This window comes from Flagellimonas sp. S3867 (assembly GCF_014698935.1).
GTDB lineage: Bacteria > Bacteroidota > Bacteroidia > Flavobacteriales > Flavobacteriaceae > Flagellimonas.
Map to the genome: position 1 here is coordinate 301,793 of NZ_JACVMN010000001.1, position 15,966 is coordinate 317,758.

At 39.0% G+C, this 15,966-nt stretch carries 15 protein-coding genes and 1 tRNA gene; 11 read left to right on the forward strand and 5 right to left on the reverse strand.

All coding sequences use genetic code 11. From position 1 onward, the window contains the following. Positions 1 to 15 precede the first annotated feature (15 nt). Entirely contained in the window at positions 16 to 1,185 is a 1,170-nt protein-coding gene (locus IAG46_RS01350; protein ID WP_190808523.1) for a PLP-dependent aspartate aminotransferase family protein, read from the forward strand. Between the two features lie 2 nt (positions 1,186 to 1,187). Continuing rightward, positions 1,188 to 1,910, forward strand: coding sequence for a bacillithiol biosynthesis deacetylase BshB1 (bshB1, locus tag IAG46_RS01355; RefSeq protein WP_190808524.1), 723 nt, complete (start codon positions 1,188 to 1,190; stop codon positions 1,908 to 1,910). On the opposite strand, the gene IAG46_RS01360 is transcribed toward bshB1, so the two are convergent. Beyond that, positions 1,907 to 3,865 (reverse strand): ATP-binding protein, encoded by a 1,959-nt coding sequence (locus tag IAG46_RS01360; RefSeq protein WP_223826542.1) that lies wholly within the window; start codon positions 3,863 to 3,865, stop codon positions 1,907 to 1,909. The two genes, bshB1 and IAG46_RS01360, sit on opposite strands and share 4 nt — an antisense overlap. Before the next feature lie 443 nt (positions 3,866 to 4,308). Here IAG46_RS01360 and IAG46_RS01365 point away from each other — a divergent pair. Continuing rightward, a tRNA-His gene (locus IAG46_RS01365) sits at positions 4,309 to 4,384 on the forward strand. Between the two features lie 51 nt (positions 4,385 to 4,435). Here the strand turns inward: IAG46_RS01365 and IAG46_RS01370 are convergent. Both IAG46_RS01370 and IAG46_RS01375 read right to left on the reverse strand, forming a co-directional pair. After that, positions 4,436 to 5,995, reverse strand: coding sequence for a M28 family peptidase (locus IAG46_RS01370; RefSeq protein ID WP_190808526.1), 1,560 nt, complete (start codon positions 5,993 to 5,995; stop codon positions 4,436 to 4,438). Between the two features lie 72 nt (positions 5,996 to 6,067). After that, complete coding sequence (locus IAG46_RS01375) at positions 6,068 to 6,910, reverse strand: AraC family transcriptional regulator (protein WP_190808527.1); 843 nt, start codon at positions 6,908 to 6,910, stop codon at positions 6,068 to 6,070. A 129-nt stretch (positions 6,911 to 7,039) separates the two neighbouring features. Between IAG46_RS01375 and IAG46_RS01380 the strand changes: the two genes are divergently transcribed. The 4 genes from IAG46_RS01380 to IAG46_RS01395 all read left to right on the forward strand — a co-directional run bounded on the left by IAG46_RS01380 (position 7,040) and on the right by IAG46_RS01395 (position 11,209). Next, positions 7,040 to 7,945 carry a dihydrodipicolinate synthase family protein gene (locus tag IAG46_RS01380; RefSeq protein ID WP_190809725.1) on the forward strand — a complete coding sequence of 302 codons (906 nt, stop codon included), beginning with the start codon at positions 7,040 to 7,042 and terminating at the stop codon, positions 7,943 to 7,945. Continuing rightward, the gene (locus IAG46_RS01385) at positions 7,946 to 8,956 is read left to right on the forward strand and encodes a 4-hydroxyproline epimerase (protein WP_190808528.1); all 1,011 of its coding nucleotides are present in this window, start codon (positions 7,946 to 7,948) and stop codon (positions 8,954 to 8,956) included. 1 nt (position 8,957) lies between these two features. Beyond that, entirely contained in the window at positions 8,958 to 10,214 is a 1,257-nt protein-coding gene (locus tag IAG46_RS01390) for an FAD-binding oxidoreductase (protein ID WP_190808529.1), read from the forward strand. Positions 10,215 to 10,285: 71 nt separating this feature from the next. Continuing rightward, positions 10,286 to 11,209: a hypothetical protein gene (locus IAG46_RS01395; RefSeq protein WP_190808530.1), complete on the forward strand. Its 924-nt coding sequence runs from the start codon at positions 10,286 to 10,288 to the stop codon at positions 11,207 to 11,209. A 1-nt stretch (position 11,210) separates the two neighbouring features. Here the strand turns inward: IAG46_RS01395 and IAG46_RS01400 are convergent, their stop codons facing one another. Continuing rightward, on the reverse strand, positions 11,211 to 11,606 hold the full coding sequence (locus IAG46_RS01400; RefSeq protein ID WP_190808531.1) for a VOC family protein: 396 nt from the start codon (positions 11,604 to 11,606) through the stop codon (positions 11,211 to 11,213). A gap of 4 nt (positions 11,607 to 11,610) precedes the next feature. Continuing rightward, positions 11,611 to 12,246, reverse strand: coding sequence for an alpha/beta hydrolase (locus tag IAG46_RS01405; RefSeq protein ID WP_190808532.1), 636 nt, complete (start codon positions 12,244 to 12,246; stop codon positions 11,611 to 11,613). A gap of 72 nt (positions 12,247 to 12,318) precedes the next feature. Here IAG46_RS01405 and IAG46_RS01410 point away from each other — a divergent pair, with 72 nt between their 5' ends. The 4 genes from IAG46_RS01410 to IAG46_RS01425 are packed head-to-tail and all read left to right on the forward strand — an operon-like array spanning position 12,319 to position 15,954. After that, positions 12,319 to 12,738 carry a PaaI family thioesterase gene (locus IAG46_RS01410; RefSeq protein ID WP_190808533.1) on the forward strand — a complete coding sequence of 140 codons (420 nt, stop codon included), beginning with the start codon at positions 12,319 to 12,321 and terminating at the stop codon, positions 12,736 to 12,738. Beyond that, complete coding sequence (locus tag IAG46_RS01415) at positions 12,722 to 13,783, forward strand: chorismate-binding protein (RefSeq protein WP_223826543.1); 1,062 nt, start codon at positions 12,722 to 12,724, stop codon at positions 13,781 to 13,783. Before IAG46_RS01410 ends, IAG46_RS01415 begins: the two co-directional genes overlap by 17 nt. A 54-nt stretch (positions 13,784 to 13,837) precedes the next feature. Further along, the gene (menD, locus tag IAG46_RS01420; protein WP_190808534.1) at positions 13,838 to 15,574 is read left to right on the forward strand and encodes a 2-succinyl-5-enolpyruvyl-6-hydroxy-3-cyclohexene-1-carboxylic-acid synthase; all 1,737 of its coding nucleotides are present in this window, start codon (positions 13,838 to 13,840) and stop codon (positions 15,572 to 15,574) included. A gap of 38 nt (positions 15,575 to 15,612) precedes the next feature. Further along, on the forward strand, positions 15,613 to 15,954 hold the full coding sequence (locus tag IAG46_RS01425; protein WP_190808535.1) for a DUF2853 family protein: 342 nt from the start codon (positions 15,613 to 15,615) through the stop codon (positions 15,952 to 15,954). The last annotated feature ends 12 nt before the right edge of the window (positions 15,955 to 15,966 follow it).

A 15,966-nucleotide genomic window follows, 5' to 3' on the forward strand; every position in this document is an offset into this window, starting at 1 on the left:
TTAAAATTTGCCATAATGAGCAACACCGAAAAAGGAATAAATACCATATGTACCCACTTCGGTGGGGTGGAGGATACAAAGTTCAAAGGAGCAGTGTCCCCGTTGTATATGACTACATCATATGCATTTGAAGATGTAGATGTAAAGCGTTATCCAAGATATTTCAACACCCCTAATCAGGAGGCGTTGTGCAAAAAAATTGCAGCCTTGGAACATTCCGAGGCTGCTCTCATTTTTGGTAGCGGGATGGCTGCTATCAGCACAGCTTTAATGACTTTCCTTCAGGCAGGGGATCATATTGTATTGCAACAAACACTCTACGGAGGCACCTATAATTTTGCTGTATCCCAATTTGAGAAATTCGGAATATCCTATTCCTTTACAACCGGTTGGAAGGTTGAAGATTTTGAAAGGGAAATCCAGAATAACACCAAGGTGATTTATATTGAGACTCCTTCAAATCCATTGTTGACCGTTACCGATTTAAAGGGGATTGCAGATTTGGCCAAAAAGCATGGCATACTGTCTATGATAGACAATACATTTGCAAGTCCGGTAAACCAGAATCCCGCGGATTTTGGCATAGATGTAATTTGTCATAGTGCGACCAAATACATGGGTGGGCATTCCGATATTTGTGCCGGTACAGTATCTTCATCCCAAGAAAATGTGGATAAGATATTTTCCACAGCTATCTGTTTCGGTGGAAGTTTGAGCGATTATACTGTTTGGTTGTTGGAAAGGAGTATCAAGACCATGGGATTGCGGGTAAAAGCGCAAAATGAAAATGCGATGGAAATGGCAAATTATTTAGCTGCCAACAACGATGTGGAAAAGGTGTTCTACCCAGGACTTAAATCCCATCCGGACCATGAACTTGCAAAGTCACAAATGAATGGTTTTGGGGGAATGTTGTCTTTTGAGCTAAACCCAGAAATTGATGTTTCAGAGTTTTTCAAGCAGTTGAAACTCATAAAACCATCAATGAGTTTGGCGGGTATTGAAAGCACTGTACTTTCACCTACAAAAACATCACATGCCTTAATGAGTCCAGAAGATAGGGAGAAACAAGGAATCAAAGATTCGTTGATACGGTTTTCACTTGGCATTGAGGAGATAAAAGATCTTATTGAAGATATAGAACAAGCTATTGTTAAAGTTAAATCAATGACCGTACCAGCATAACTATGAAATTAGACATTTTAATTTTTGGAGCGCATCCTGATGATGCCGAATTGGGTGCCGGAGGCACTATAGCAAAGGAAGTTTCCAGAGGTAAGAAAGTAGGGATTGTTGATTTAACCCGTGGTGAGTTGGGAACAAGAGGGACTGCTGAGATTCGTGATAAAGAAGCTGCCAAAGCCGCTGAGATTCTCGGGGTTGCAGTACGGGAGAACATGGAATTTGCAGATGGTTTTTTTGTCAACGATAAGGAACACCAACTTGAAATTATCAAAATCATTAGAAAATATAGACCCGAAATCGTTTTATGCAATGCCATTGACGATCGGCATATTGACCACCCCAAGGGAAGCAAATTGGTAAGTAATGCCTGCTTTTTAAGTGGATTGGTTAAAATTGACACAAAAATGGATGGTGATGACGCTTGGCAAGAAGCCTGGCGCCCGAAAGTGGTTTACCATTTTATACAATGGAAAAATTTAGAACCTGATTTTGTGGTTGATGTTTCAGGATTTATAGATAAAAAAACGGAAGCCATTCTCGCCTATGGCTCTCAATTCTATGACCCAAAAAGTAACGAGCCAGAAACTCCAATAAGTAGTAAAAACTTTATTGATAGCGTAATCTACAGAGCTCGTGATTTAGGAAGAATCACTGGTGTTGAACATGCTGAAGGATTTACCGCAGAGCGCTTTGTAGCAGTGGATAATCTTGAAAACTTGATCTAGCTTGCTTTTTGGTATTTCTTTTCAGCTTTCGGTACCGTAAAAAAGAATGTTGTTCCTTTACGAAGCACACTTTCTACCCATATTTCACCTTTGTTTTTAATGATCATTTCCTTGCAAAGTGAAAGACCTAAACCGGTACCCCGTTCATTGTTGGTACCATAGGTTGTAATATTGGTGGTATCTTCAAAGATTTTTTTCTGTATCTCTTTGTTCATTCCAATACCGGTATCTCGAACCATTACTTGCCACATGTTTCTTTTTTCTTCGGCCTCAATGGTGACCAAGCCATTATCTGGTGTGAATTTGATGGCATTGCTCAATAAATTTCTGACAATGATATCAATATGATGTTGATCTGCCCATATTTGCGGATTCTCGGGCATCTGGTTCATTATTTTAATGGACTTACTTGCAGCCACTTCCGATAGTAATTGCACATTGGCACTTACGATTTTATCCAAAGAAATACGCTTTGGTTTTGTGGCGACACCATTCAATTGGGTTTGTCCCCATGACAATAAGTTGTTGAGCGCAAAAGAAATGTTCTCAACATCTGATTTCAATTTTGGAATAAAGGACAAGAATTCATCCTTTCCAATTTCTCCATCCGTGAATAGTTTTAAAATACCCTGCAAAGCTCCAATCGGTCCCCTAAGATCGTGACCAATGATTGAGAAAAGCTTCGTTTTTGTCCGGTTGATTTCATTTAATTCCTCCTCTCTTTCACTTACCACTACCGATTTTTCCTTGAGTTCTCGATTCAATCTTTTAAGTGTTTTCTCATTTCTTCGAACCACAAAAATTATAATACTCAGAATCAATAGAATGATAACCGCAAAATAGATGTAGTTCCGCTGTTTGGCCAAGGCCATTTCGTTGGCAGAAATAAGAGCCTTTTTCTCTTGTTGGTATTCCATCTTGGTCTCAAGCAAGGCAAGACTCTGTTTGTTTTTATCCTTAAAAAGGGAATCCGATAGTTTTTTAAAAGATTCCAAATAAGCTAGGGCTGAGATATTGTCCTCTCTTTTTTTATGAAGTTTATACAGCGTTTCAGAACAATCTATCTGACCTTGTATGGAGTTTATTTTTTTGGACAACCGCAGGCCCTCGTTGGCATATTCCATGGAAAGACTATCTCTTCCCAATCCAAAATAAACCTTGGCCATACCATTCATTAACTGGATTTTTTCTCGGTCATCTTGGAGTTGCTCTTGATGCAACATATTACTTTGATCATACCAATAAAGTGCCCATTGATATTTCTTTTGCTCCAAATAAATACTGCCCTTTACTTCATACGCATAGGCAAGCCAGTCATAGATTTTATGCTTTTCAAAAGTTGTTATACTCTTGTTGATGTTGAACATGGCGTATTCAAAGTTCTGGGCATCCTTGTATAGAGACGCCATGTTACTTTGTGTTTCGGCATGGATAACCTCATTACCCAGTTCCTTGTTAACGGCCTGTACCGTATCATAAAAAACAAGGGCGTTTTTAAAATCTTTTTGATCTGAATAAAGGGTGGCTATATTTTCATTCAAAATGGACAACATATTTTTGTTGTCTGATTGCTTGGCAAGATCAATACCTTTAAGATAAAGATTCAAAGCCTCGGCATAATTTCCTTCGTAACTATAAACATGGGCCAATCCATTAATAATGTTCAGTTCTGCCTGCTGGTTACCAATTTCCCTTGCCAATTGCAGAGCTTGTTTAAAATAGGCCATTGATTTTTTACCATTTCCTTGGTCGGAATAGTAGTTGCCCAAAGATTCCAAGGCATTGATTTTGCCATAATCGAAGTTAACCGCCTCACTGAGTTCAAGAGCTCTAGTGGAAATTCCATATGCACTGTCATTATTGATGTAGCGGTATGAAAAGGCAAGGTTGACCAACAATTTAATATGCGTGGTATCTTTTGGATTGAAACGATCTGTAGATTCAAGGTGTTTCAACCTGAAATTTAAGCTGTCTTTTTTACTTTGTTGAGCGTGTATGGGAAGGCCACAAAATAGCATGAAACAAAGCAAAAATATTTTCGCGCGCAAATGGTAAAACTCCAAGGTAAATTCAGTCAGAAACATAGGGCCAATATATCTGTATAGTAAAAATAAAATCTGATTGTCTGAATGGAAATTAATTGTTGTGAACACCCTAAAATTGTGTGTTTTAGTTGTTAAATAGGACATTTTGTTTTGATAAGCCCTTAAAATATTGACTTAAAGCAGTACCTGATGGCACGCTTTTAACATTTAAATTCAACCTTATAATAGTTATATCAAACTTGCTTTTAGATGAAGAACTATGTTGTTATACCTCTTTTGTTTTTTTATTTGAGGTAAAACATAATTTCTTTTGATTGAATTAAGAAAAAAGGTATTTTTGCCTCCGCTTAAATGGTGGTTGTAGCTCAGTTGGTTAGAGCATCGGTTTGTGGTACCGAGGGTCGCGGGTTCGAATCCCGTCTTCCACCCAAATAAAAAAGCCCTTCGATTGAAGGGCTTTTTTGTTGTATGACATATAATTTATTTGGCTGCCTTGTCCACAACAACCTTATTCTCTCTATTGGCCACTTCCCATGCTGTATAAAAAACGAGGCGGGTCCTGTTTTCCAGTAAGTCATAGTTTATTTTATCTGGCGTATCCCCAGGGCGATGATAATCGGCATGCGTTCCATTAAAATAGAAGATTATTGGAATGTTGTTTTTGGCAAAATTGTAATGATCACTTCGATAGTAAAACCTGTTTGGGTCATTTTCATCATTGTATTTATAATCCAGCTCAATGTTGGTGTATTTGTTGTTAATTTCTTCTGATAGATTGTGCAAATCGGTGCTTAACTTATCGGAACCAATGAGATAGACATAATTACGGTCACCGTTTCTTTTAGGATCAATTCTACCTATCATATCAATATTTAAATTGGCCACGGTTTGAGATAATGGCAAGATAGGGTCAAAATCTGTGTAATAGCGAGAGCCTAAAAGTCCTTTTTCTTCACCGGTGACATGTAAAAACACAATTGAACGTTTAGGTCCTTTTCCTTCATTTGCCGCTGTCTTAAACGCTTCGGCTATTTCAAGAAGAGCTACGCTACCGGAACCATCATCGTCCGCACCATTGTTTATTTCCCCATTGGCCGAAACACCGATATGGTCTAAATGGGAAGATATCACTACATATTCTTCTGGTTTTTCAGTACCCTTTATAAACGCAACAACATTTTCTGAATTAATCTGGTCGTTGGCACTTTCAACATTTAAAGCGACCTTTGAAGTAATTGTTTTTGGCGCACTGTCCTTCACAATATCTTCTTTTAAAGCTGTTGCCGATGTCTCGTTCATCAAAATTAAAAAGCCACTGTTATCCTCTTGTTTTAATGACATTTTACCACTTCGGTTATTCTTCATAAACTCAAAATAACCCTTAAAGCGCGAAAAGTTTTGATCATCGTAATAGAGCACTCCGACAGCTCCTTTATCTTTTGCCAGCTCATTTTTTTTGCCAACAGCTTCGGACATATTGCTCCAAACCGATTTTTCGTCCGTTCCGGAAACAATATATGTGCCGTCTGCATTAACTGGTTCACCTGCTTTGATCAGCACCAACTTCCCGGCAACATTTAATCCTTTATAGTCAGAATAATTCTCTGCTTCAACACCGTACCCCGCATAAACGATTTGATCATAATCTCCCTGGGCCGCAGAAAATGTCAATACATCTTTTCCCAGCTCAAACGTTTTTCCATCAATAGAAATATTCCCTTCGGGAACCTTGGCAACCTCCAAAGGTACTTTCTGAAAATAGTCCCCATCCGGTTTAGCGGCAGGAACATTTAAGGCTTCGTACTGCGATTTTAAGTAGGCGATGGCCTTTTTCTGTCCAGGTTTTCCGGTTTCTCTTCCTTCAAACTCATCGGAAGCATAAATGTATAAATGCTCTTTAAGTTCATCCTGGGTTATTGTCTCGGCGTAGGCGACAGGATCGGCAGGAGGATTTGATGATTCGGATTGTTTATCTACGGTTTTTTGAGCAGAGTTGCAAGAGAAAACCAAACCTGCGACCAACAGCAGCAATTTTTTCATTTGTACTTGTTTAGCGAATAATTTGCCAAAAATAATGAAAGAAAACTTATCGAATGTTTTAAACGAAACGATTTAACTCAATGATTGTATGAACCTTGACGGATTAACGCCTTTAATTTCCTTGAACTTTCTATTGAAGTTTGAAATGGAACTGAAACCCGATAAATTGGCAACCTCCAATACTGAAAGATCTTTGTTGTGATACAGTAACTGGCTGGCATGTTCTACCCGCACCTCTATCAAGAACTTAAAAAAGGTCTTATTGGTGCGTTGTTTAAAAAAACGGCAGAAGGCATTGGGAGTCATGTGCACTAGTTGGGAAACTGTTTCGAGTGTAATTTTTTGACCAAAATTTTGCATCACAAAATCGAAAACAGACCGAAGCCTTTCACCATGGTCATCAGAGATTTCTTTGGGTTGCGCAAAGTTGGAAAGTCTAATTTTTTGAAGCTCACTTAATTTTTTCAGAAGCTGTAAAAATATCATAAACCTTGAAAAGTGATTTGCAGACACCATTGTTTTCATAGTTTCCGGTACTGAATCTTCTACATTTCTCAATTTGAATCCGGACTCAGCATAATTGAAAAAACATTTCAATCCATCCATTTCCCTCTGTTCAAAAAAGGTATCACCAAACGAAATTTTTGTAAAGAAAATAGAGATCATAAAGGACTCTCTTTCGCTCACAGTGCTTTTGAATAAGTGAGGAAGTCCACTACCAATTACAAAAAAATCTCCATCCGTATAGGAATGCACACTTCCACCGACAATAAGTTTCCCTTTTCCGGCAACTACCAAACTTAATTGGATTTCTTCATGTTGATGGAGTTTGTCAAAAAATGCACGCCCCTTGTCGCATTGCACAATTATATTCTCACCTGGCTTTTTTGGTATTCTAAAAGCGTATACCTTCATATAATCCAAAATTACCTAAAAAGATACATCATAATGTATAAATAGGATAATATAATATCATTTCTGGATAATTTTGAGTGAAACTGAACAAAAATGATGCGCTACTTTTGAAAAAATATTTAAACTATGATGTCATTTGAATGGAAGGGCGTAATGCCTGCCGTTACCACAAAGTTCACCGATGAGGATTCATTGGATCTGGAAATGTTCGCAACGAACATCAATGCTCAACTTGATGCCGGGGTGAGTGGTATTATTTTAGGAGGGACCTTGGGAGAGGCCAGTACTTTGGATGAAGATGAAAAGCGCATACTGATCGAGCACACTGTGGACTTGGTGCAAGGAAAAGTTCCTGTGGTGATGAATATTGCTGAACAATCTACCAAAGGAGCAATCCAGGCAGCAGAAAATGCGCAAAAGTATGGGGCGAGTGGCCTTATGATGCTTCCGCCAATGCGATACAAGTCAACCGATTATGAAACAATGGCTTATTTTGAAGCCGTAGCAAAGAGCACCTCTTTACCAATTATGGTATATAACAACCCTGTTGATTATAAAATTGAGGTTACCCTGGATATGTTCGAGCAACTGTTGAAACATGACAATATTAAGGCGGTGAAAGAATCTACAAGAGACATCACCAATATTACTAGAATAAGAAATACATTTGGAGACCGACTAAAGATTTTAGGTGGGGTAGATACCCTTGCCATGGAAACTCTTTTAATGGGTGCTGACGGATGGGTAGCAGGTTTGGTTTGTGCATTTCCAAGAGAAACCGTTGCTATTTATAAATTAGTTAAAGCAGGAAGGATAGCCGAAGCAACTGAAATTTACCGTTGGTTTATGCCTTTGTTGGAATTGGATATTAATCCGCAATTGGTTCAAAATATAAAATTGGCAGAAGTCGCTACCAAAATCGGAACGGAAAATGTAAGAGCCCCTCGATTGCCCCTACAAGGTAAAGAACGTGAAAGAGTATTATCAATAATTGATGAAGGCATAAAAACAAGACCAGAAATCCCAGTTTTATAAATGAGTGTACATACATTTAAGTGCATTGATGCCCATACCTGTGGAAATCCGGTACGACTTGTTGTGGAAGGCGGTCCCCTGTTGAAAGGGGATACCATGGAAGAAAAAAGACAACACTTTTTGAAGGAATATGATTGGATTCGCACAGGGTTAATGTTCGAACCTCGAGGTCATGACATGATGAGTGGAAGTATATTGTACCCACCTCATGACCCTGAAAATGATGTAGCGGTTCTATTTATTGAAACCAGTGGCTGTTTGCCCATGTGTGGACATGGTACAATAGGTACAATTACAATAGCTTTAGAAGAAGGGTTGATTAGACCAAAAATACCTGGAAGGATAAAAATGGAAGCTCCGGCAGGTCTGGTAGAAATCGAATACCATCAACCGGATAAAAAAGTTGAGTGGGTTAAACTGACCAATGTGAAAAGCTATCTTGCAGCTGATGGGTTGACAGTTGATTCATCTGTTTTGGGTGAATTGGTGTTTGATGTTGGTTTTGGTGGAAACTTTTATGCCATAGTCGACCCTCAATTAAATTTTTCAGGAATACAAGATTTCACCGCAAGTGAATTGATTGGATATTCAAGAGAAATTAGAAAAAAAATCAACGAAAAATATCCAAAACATTTTATACATCCGGAAAACCCGAATATCAACCAGGTTTCGCACATACTTTGGACCGGAGCCCCAATACATAAAGGCTCTTCGGGCAGAAATGCAGTGTTCTATGGTGATAAGGCCATAGACCGTTCACCTTGCGGAACGGGCACCTCGGCCCGCATGGCACAACTACACGCCAAAGGCGAATTAAAATTAAGTGAAGAATACGTGCATGAAAGCTATATAGGTTCTAAATTTGTTGGAAAAGTGGAACAAGAGGCTCTATTGAATGGCAAAAGAGCGATTGTTCCCAGTGTGCAAGGATGGGCAAAAATCTATGGTAGAAATACGATAACCATTGATACCGAAGACGACCCTTATGCACATGGATTCCAAGTAATATAGCATGAGCACGAGTAAAAATGTAGTTGTGGTTGGTGGAGGCATAATTGGACTGTCAACCGCTTATTTTCTTCACAAAGAGGGACATCAGGTCACAGTTTTGGATAAATCGGCAATGAACGGAGGTGCATCCTACGTGAATGCTGGCTACATTACACCCAGTCATATTGTTTCCCTTGCATCTCCAGGAATGATTTCCAAGGGAATCAAATACATGTTCGATTCATCAAGCCCTTTTTACATGAAACCCAGGTTCAATATGGATTTCATAAAATGGTCATGGTACTTTAAAAAATCATCTACCAAATCCAAAGTGGAAAATGCCATGCCCGTAATCAGGGATATCAATCTATTGAGCCGGGAACTTTATGAAGGGATGAAATCTTCAGGCGAACTGGGAGACTTCCATTTGGAAAAGAAAGGATTGTTGATGGTATACCAGACGGAGAAAGAAAGGGATCATGAACAATTCGTTGCCAAAAAGGCTGCCGAACTGGATTTGGAAGTTGCACATCTGGGTCAAGAAGGGCTCAAAAAAGTAGAACCAAATATTGAATTCAATGCAATGGGTGCTTTTCATTATGAATGCGACCGACATACAACTCCCACCCAGTTTATGGAAGCTATGATTAAATACCTTACCGAGGTAGGCGTGTCCATCCATAAAAATGAGGAGGTTATGGACATTGAATCTAACGGGAATAAAATTTCCGATGTAAAAACCAATAAAGGAAAGTATCAGGCGGATGAAGTGGTTTTTGCCGCTGGGTCTTGGACTTCCCATCTCTCCAAAAAATTAAAGGTTGACCTGCCACTGCAAGCCGGAAAGGGATATCGGATTAATGTTCAATCTCCGACCAAAATATCCATGCCAGCCATATTGATGGAAGCGAAAATGGCAGTTACCCCAATGCAAGGATTTACCCGTTTTGCTGGTACCATGGAGTTTTCAGGAATAAACGATACCATTCGTAAAGAAAGGGTTGCGGCCATAGCTGCTGGTGCAGAGCGGTTTTATAAAGGATTGAAGATTTCGGAAGAAGATAAAAGCAATGCACAATGTGGCTTGAGACCCGTTACCCCTGATGGGTTGCCCTATATTGGAAGAGCAAAGCAATATAACAATCTGGTTATTGCCACTGGGCATGCCATGATGGGATGGAGTTTGGGGCCTGCAACCGGAAAGTTGGTAACGGAATTGATATCAGACCAAAAACTTTCCATGGATATTGGACCATTTATACCGGAACGTAAATTTTAGATTGGCACATTTTATGTAGTTTGAAGGTGGAATGTTTTCGTAATTGTTTCATTTAAGAGTAAATTTATCCTATGCTAAAAAACTACACTTGTTTTTTCTTTTTGTTATTGACCTTCAATGTGTTTCCCCAAGAAATACAAAAATTCAGGGTTAATGATTTTGACCTACGAGGAAAGGTGAAATCTTGTTTGGTCATCACTGATTATGGCAGAGAGCTTTTTGAATTTAGCGAGGATGGCCTGTTGATAAGAACCGTGACCCAATACAATGAAACAGATCAAGACATTACTTATTACAAGTATACAGGGGAGGAGTTGATGGAAAAACGTATGGAGAGTTACAAAAACAACGTTTTGGATGCCGCTACTTCCATGGTCAATTTTTATACGATTGATACTGTTCCACTAAAAAAAATATTCGAAAAAATTATTTCTTATGACAAGGAGTTCTTGGAACTTCAAGAGTATGAGTTTGATAAAACAAACAGATTGACAAAAATCACAACCTCAAATGCGGAAGGTGTGGATGAGACCATTTTGGAATATGCTTCGTACAAAGATGAAAGTACTGTAAATCACTTTGTGAATGAAGTTATGGAAAAATCTGTTCGAACATCCGAAAGAAAAACTTCAGAAGGAATCCAAAAGGCCATGTTGACCAAGGAATATATTGATGGTGAACCAAACATCGCCTTTGAAGAAATCTTTGATGAAGCCGGTAAATTAATTTCCAAGGAAACGTTTAGCTACGACATTATTAAAAAGGAATTTGTTTCGAATAAAAAGAAATTGTGCCAATATGATGTGGAAGGAAAGCTTGAAAAAGTAGTGACCAAAACCTCAAATGCCGAAGCTGTAAAAGAATACATTTTTCAATTTGACAACAACGAAGAAAAAAATTGGATAAAGCAAATTATCACTCCAGATAATAGCTATGTTACCCGCAAAATCACCTATTATCCTAATGAACAGGTGCAGGAAGAGCCCAACAAATAGATTATTTCATTTGTAACAGATCCCATAGATTCCCATAAAGGTCTTCAAAAACCACAACGGTTCCATATTCCTCTTCACGGGGTTGTTCTCTAAATACAACTCCTTTAGCTTTCATGGAGTTGTAATCGTTCCAAAAGTCATCGGTTTGTAAAAAAAGAAATACCCGACCCCCAGTTTGGTTTCCAATGGCTTGTTTCTCTCTCTCATTTTTGGCCTTGCCCAATAAAATGTTGCAACCAGACTCATTCGGAGTAACCAACACCCACCTTTTCCCTCCGCCTTGGTCAATGTCCGCAGTAAGTTTGAAACCCAGTTTTTCCGTATAAAATCCAATGGCTTCATCATAATCTCGCACCACCAAGGTTATATGCATTATCTGTCTGTCATTTGTTTTCATGGGTTCAAAGGATATTTTGTATGATTTCTGGTTTCATTTCATGACCGCCCTCAAAAGTTATGACCTCAAGGTTGTTTCCAAATAAAATATTCATTTTGTTTTTCTCATTAACCAATGTGTCTCCACGCAAAAACTCATCAGATTTTCCATAAATCACCTTGATTTTCATGGTTTCCCAATCAACAAAATCCAGATGTTCCTTTTTGAGCTCGTTGGGAATACCACCCGCAAAGAGAATTAATTGACTGCATTTGATCTTTCGTTTGACCATCCAGCGAAGACCAATGGAAACCCCTTGAGAGAATCCAAAGACAATTAAATTACCATTAGAAGGTATTTGTTCCGCTTCCAAAACAGCATCAACGTAGTTAAGTACATTCTCAGTTTCCACTGTTGTGTTTTCCTTGGTGAGCCAACTTGCACCTACGTATTTATATTCACTTTTAAGGTAGTATTTGGAAGGAGCCTGTGGAGCTATGATGTAATTCTCAGTTGGGTCCAAACTTTCAAAGTATTTTACAAAAAATCGACTCAGATAGCCAATTCCATGAAAAACCACCCAAATGTTCACGGTACTTTCGGTTAAACTGTTTAAAGTTACGTAGGTGTTTTTAGCAGAATATGAGACGGTCTTTTCCATAGAATTTGTTTTGTCCGTAGGATGAAATCAATTATTGTAATTGCTTTGTGTAATTTTACGAAAAATAGAAAGATGAGTCAGGATAAAGAGAAAATTCTATCCATATGCAATGCAATTTCCAAAGACACTTTAATGGAGACTTTGGATATTACATATACCGATGCCGGAGATAATTTTCTAGTAGCCCGCATGCCGGTGACGTCCAAAGTGCACCAACCTGATGGTGTTTTGCATGGCGGAGCCACGGTGGCCTTGGCAGAAAGTGTCGGTAGCGCTGCCGCCCATGTTTTTTTGGATACAAAAAACTTCTACGTCCGTGGCATTGAAATAGCTGCTAACCATGTTAAGGGGATCAAGGAAGGATTCGTTTATGCTAAAGCTACCATTTTACACAACGGACGAACTACTCAGCTTTGGGAAATAAAAATCACGAATGGCGAAGGTAACCTGATCTCCAACTGTAAACTCACTACCATTGCCCTCCCCAAATAATAAAACATTTACCGAACTTTTAAATAAGGCCAGTTTCGGCATTGAGCAGGGACAGGCTTTTGTACTCTATCGAAAACCGATGGAACATCAAATAATTGGAATTTTTCAATCAGATGCCCGATTGAATTCGACAATTGATTTCACTGAAAGCGGATTCGTTTTTGCTCCTTTTGATTTCGATGAAGATGCCATTCTGATTCGACCCGATGAGGTTTTAATTTCCAGTTTTGAGGCCGAATTTGGTAATCAAACCTCTAAAATTAAGGTTTCGGAAGATGGAAAGGAAGCACATCTCGAATTGGTCAAATCAGGAATCGAAGAAATCAAAAAAGGGAATCTTCAAAAAGTTGTGTTATCCAGAACAATTACAATTGCCCGCGCCAAAAGTCATGATGCTATTTTCAGAGATCTCCTGAAAAGTTACCCGAATGCGTTTTGCTATTTGTTTTATCATCCGAAGGTAGGCATGTGGTGTGGAGCTACTCCAGAGACATTGGTGCAAATAAAGGCAAGGAAACTTAGGACCATGTCTTTGGCGGCCACCTTGCCGATTGATGATGGGAATCAGCCAAATTGGGGGAGCAAAGAAATTGAAGAGCAACAAATGGTCTCAGATTATATTCAGAAACGACTTGGCCCTAAAATGGATGCTTTGAAAGTTGCCAATGCTGAATCGTTTAAGGCGGGCAAACTGTGGCACCTAAAATCTGAAATAACGGGTACAATTTCAGCTGCAATCAACTTAAAGGATGTTGTGAAAGCCTTACATCCGACACCAGCCGTGTGTGGAATCCCGGTGGAATCGGCCCAGACATTCATTACCCAACAGGAAAATTACAAGCGAACCTTTTATACTGGATTTTTGGGAGAACTGAACTTATGGACGCAAAACGAGCTATCGCTTTACGTAAATCTTAGATGTATGGAGTTAAATGCAAATAAGGCTTCAATTTTTGCCGGTGGAGGGATAACCCTGGCATCCGAACCCGAACGGGAATGGATTGAGACCCAGAACAAAAGCCGAACCATGTTGAATATTCTCTAATTTCGTTAGTATGATTTTGGGGGAATATAGTTTTGGAACGTATTTTTGCATGGCATGATGTACTCCAATATTCCCTCCGCACAAACATTGGTTCTTTATTTCAAATCCAGAGGGATTCAAAATATTGTGATTTCTCCAGGCTCTAGAAATGCCCCGTTGACTTTAAGCTTCACTAAGAATCCTTTTTTTAATTGTTTTAGTATTGTCGATGAGCGAAGTGCTGGCTTTGTTGCGTTGGGCATGGCCCAACAATTACGTCAACCGGTGGCGGTGGTTTGTACATCTGGAAGTGCACTCTTAAATTATTATCCCGCAGTGGCGGAGGCATTTTATAGTGATATTCCTTTAATTGTGGTTTCTGCAGATAGGCCAAACTACAAAATTGATGTAGGAGATGGACAAACCATTCGACAAGAAAATGTTTTTGAAAAACATATTGCTTACTGTGCAAACCTGAAACAAGACATTTCACATGCAACAGAAGCAATTTCTGAATTCGCCCCTGAGTATTTGGCCAAATCACAAGATGAAATTCAGCAATATAATGAAGATCAGTTAGATGAAGCATTACATAGGGCCATTCAAGATAATGCACCAGTGCACATCAACATACCTTTCGAAGAACCACTGTATGGTCTAACCGAAGATTGCCAAATACAAGTGTCCAGACCTTCGACAGATGGGCAAACGGAAATTGAAGTAGGCGATTTGGAAGAAATCAAAACACTTTGGAACAACAGTGAGCGGAAAATGGTTTTGGTTGGTGTAAACTACCCCCACACGATTGATTCCAAAATTCTGGAACAATTGGCGGCCGACAAAAGTGTAATGGTCTTTACAGAGACGACGTCCAATGCGCATCATCCAAACTTTTTTCCTAGCATAGATAGTATTGTGGCCCCCATAGAAAAATCGGAGCACAGGGAAAAACTATTTGGTGAACTCCAACCTGAAGTGTTGATTACCTTCGGCGGGTTGGTTGTATCAAAAAAGGTAAAGGCCTTTTTGCGACAATACAAACCCAAGGCCCATTGGCATGTAGATGTAAAAAAAGCCTATGACACTTTCTTTTGCCTGTCCGAACATATTAAGTCGGAACCCAATACTTTTTTTAAAAATATTCTTGGGGATGCCACTGTAAATAGCACCTATCAACAACGTTGGAGTGATGTAAAGAATGGATACGAGCGCAAACGCCAGCAATATCTGGAGCAGATACCATTTTCTGATTTTAAAGTATTCGACCGTGTACAAAAAAGCATACCCGAAGGGTATCAAGTGCAGTTGGCCAACAGTTCAACCGTTCGGTATACACAGTTGTTTCCAATGCTCCCATCCTTGGAGGTGTTTTGCAATAGAGGCACCAGCGGTATTGACGGAAGTACCTCTACCGCAGTGGGAGCATCCATCCATCATCCAAAGCCTACACTTTTACTTACCGGGGACCTTAGTTTTTTCTATGACAGCAATGGACTTTGGAACGAATACATTAGGCCGGATTTCCGAATAATTCTTATTAATAATGCTGGTGGAGGAATTTTTAGAATATTACCTGGAAAAGAGGACTCAAAAGAATTTTCAACCTTTTTTGAGACAAACCATCAGCTTAATGCGAAGCATTTGGCAAAGATGTACGGTTTTCAATATGCGAAAGCCGAAAATGATGCTGAGCTTAAAAAACAGATGGAAGAGTTTTATCATGTTTCCAAACAACCAAAAATTTTGGAAGTTCTTACCCCAAGATTGAAAAACGACCAAATTTTGCTCGAGTACTTCGATTTTATATCTTAGGAGCTAGGTTGATTAAAAATAAAACAACAAAGACTAACATGAACAAAAGAGACGTACTGATTCAAAAGTATGCGGCCGACATTCAAGACAAGTTTGATGAAAAACCAAACATGGATTTACTGACCAAGGTTACCGTTGGCTTAGGACCATCAATTTATAATTTGGACTCTTCAAGAGTTTCCGGTTCCAGTGAAAAGGAATTGGAAACGGTAAAAGCTAATTTTTTGATTGGAAAATTGGGACTTTCCGATAATCCTGAATTGTTGGATACCATTAATGTCATCATTGACAAATATGGTAGGTCGGATAAAAACAAATATAGGGCGGTCATTTATTATATGTTGGCAAAACATTATGGCAAGGAATCTGTTTATAACTAAAACATATTGATT

Excerpts from the sequence above, each read along its gene's own strand:
- IAG46_RS01350 (WP_190808523.1), top strand. The coding sequence starts at position 16 with ATGAGCAACACCGAAAAAGGAATAAATACCATATGTACCCACTTCGGT.
- IAG46_RS01390 (WP_190808529.1), top strand. The coding sequence starts at position 8,958 with ATGAGCACGAGTAAAAATGTAGTTGTGGTTGGTGGAGGCATAATTGGA.
- IAG46_RS01385 (WP_190808528.1), top strand. The coding sequence starts at position 7,946 with ATGAGTGTACATACATTTAAGTGCATTGATGCCCATACCTGTGGAAAT.
- menD (WP_190808534.1), top strand. The coding sequence starts at position 13,838 with ATGATGTACTCCAATATTCCCTCCGCACAAACATTGGTTCTTTATTTC.
- IAG46_RS01400 (WP_190808531.1), bottom strand. The coding sequence starts at position 11,606 with ATGAAAACAAATGACAGACAGATAATGCATATAACCTTGGTGGTGCGA.
- IAG46_RS01370 (WP_190808526.1), bottom strand. The coding sequence starts at position 5,995 with ATGAAAAAATTGCTGCTGTTGGTCGCAGGTTTGGTTTTCTCTTGCAAC.
- bshB1 (WP_190808524.1), top strand. The coding sequence starts at position 1,188 with ATGAAATTAGACATTTTAATTTTTGGAGCGCATCCTGATGATGCCGAA.
- IAG46_RS01380 (WP_190809725.1), top strand. The coding sequence starts at position 7,040 with ATGTCATTTGAATGGAAGGGCGTAATGCCTGCCGTTACCACAAAGTTC.
- IAG46_RS01395 (WP_190808530.1), top strand. The coding sequence starts at position 10,286 with ATGCTAAAAAACTACACTTGTTTTTTCTTTTTGTTATTGACCTTCAAT.
- IAG46_RS01375 (WP_190808527.1), bottom strand. The coding sequence starts at position 6,910 with ATGAAGGTATACGCTTTTAGAATACCAAAAAAGCCAGGTGAGAATATA.
- IAG46_RS01405 (WP_190808532.1), bottom strand. The coding sequence starts at position 12,246 with ATGGAAAAGACCGTCTCATATTCTGCTAAAAACACCTACGTAACTTTA.
- IAG46_RS01410 (WP_190808533.1), top strand. The coding sequence starts at position 12,319 with ATGAGTCAGGATAAAGAGAAAATTCTATCCATATGCAATGCAATTTCC.
- IAG46_RS01425 (WP_190808535.1), top strand. The coding sequence starts at position 15,613 with ATGAACAAAAGAGACGTACTGATTCAAAAGTATGCGGCCGACATTCAA.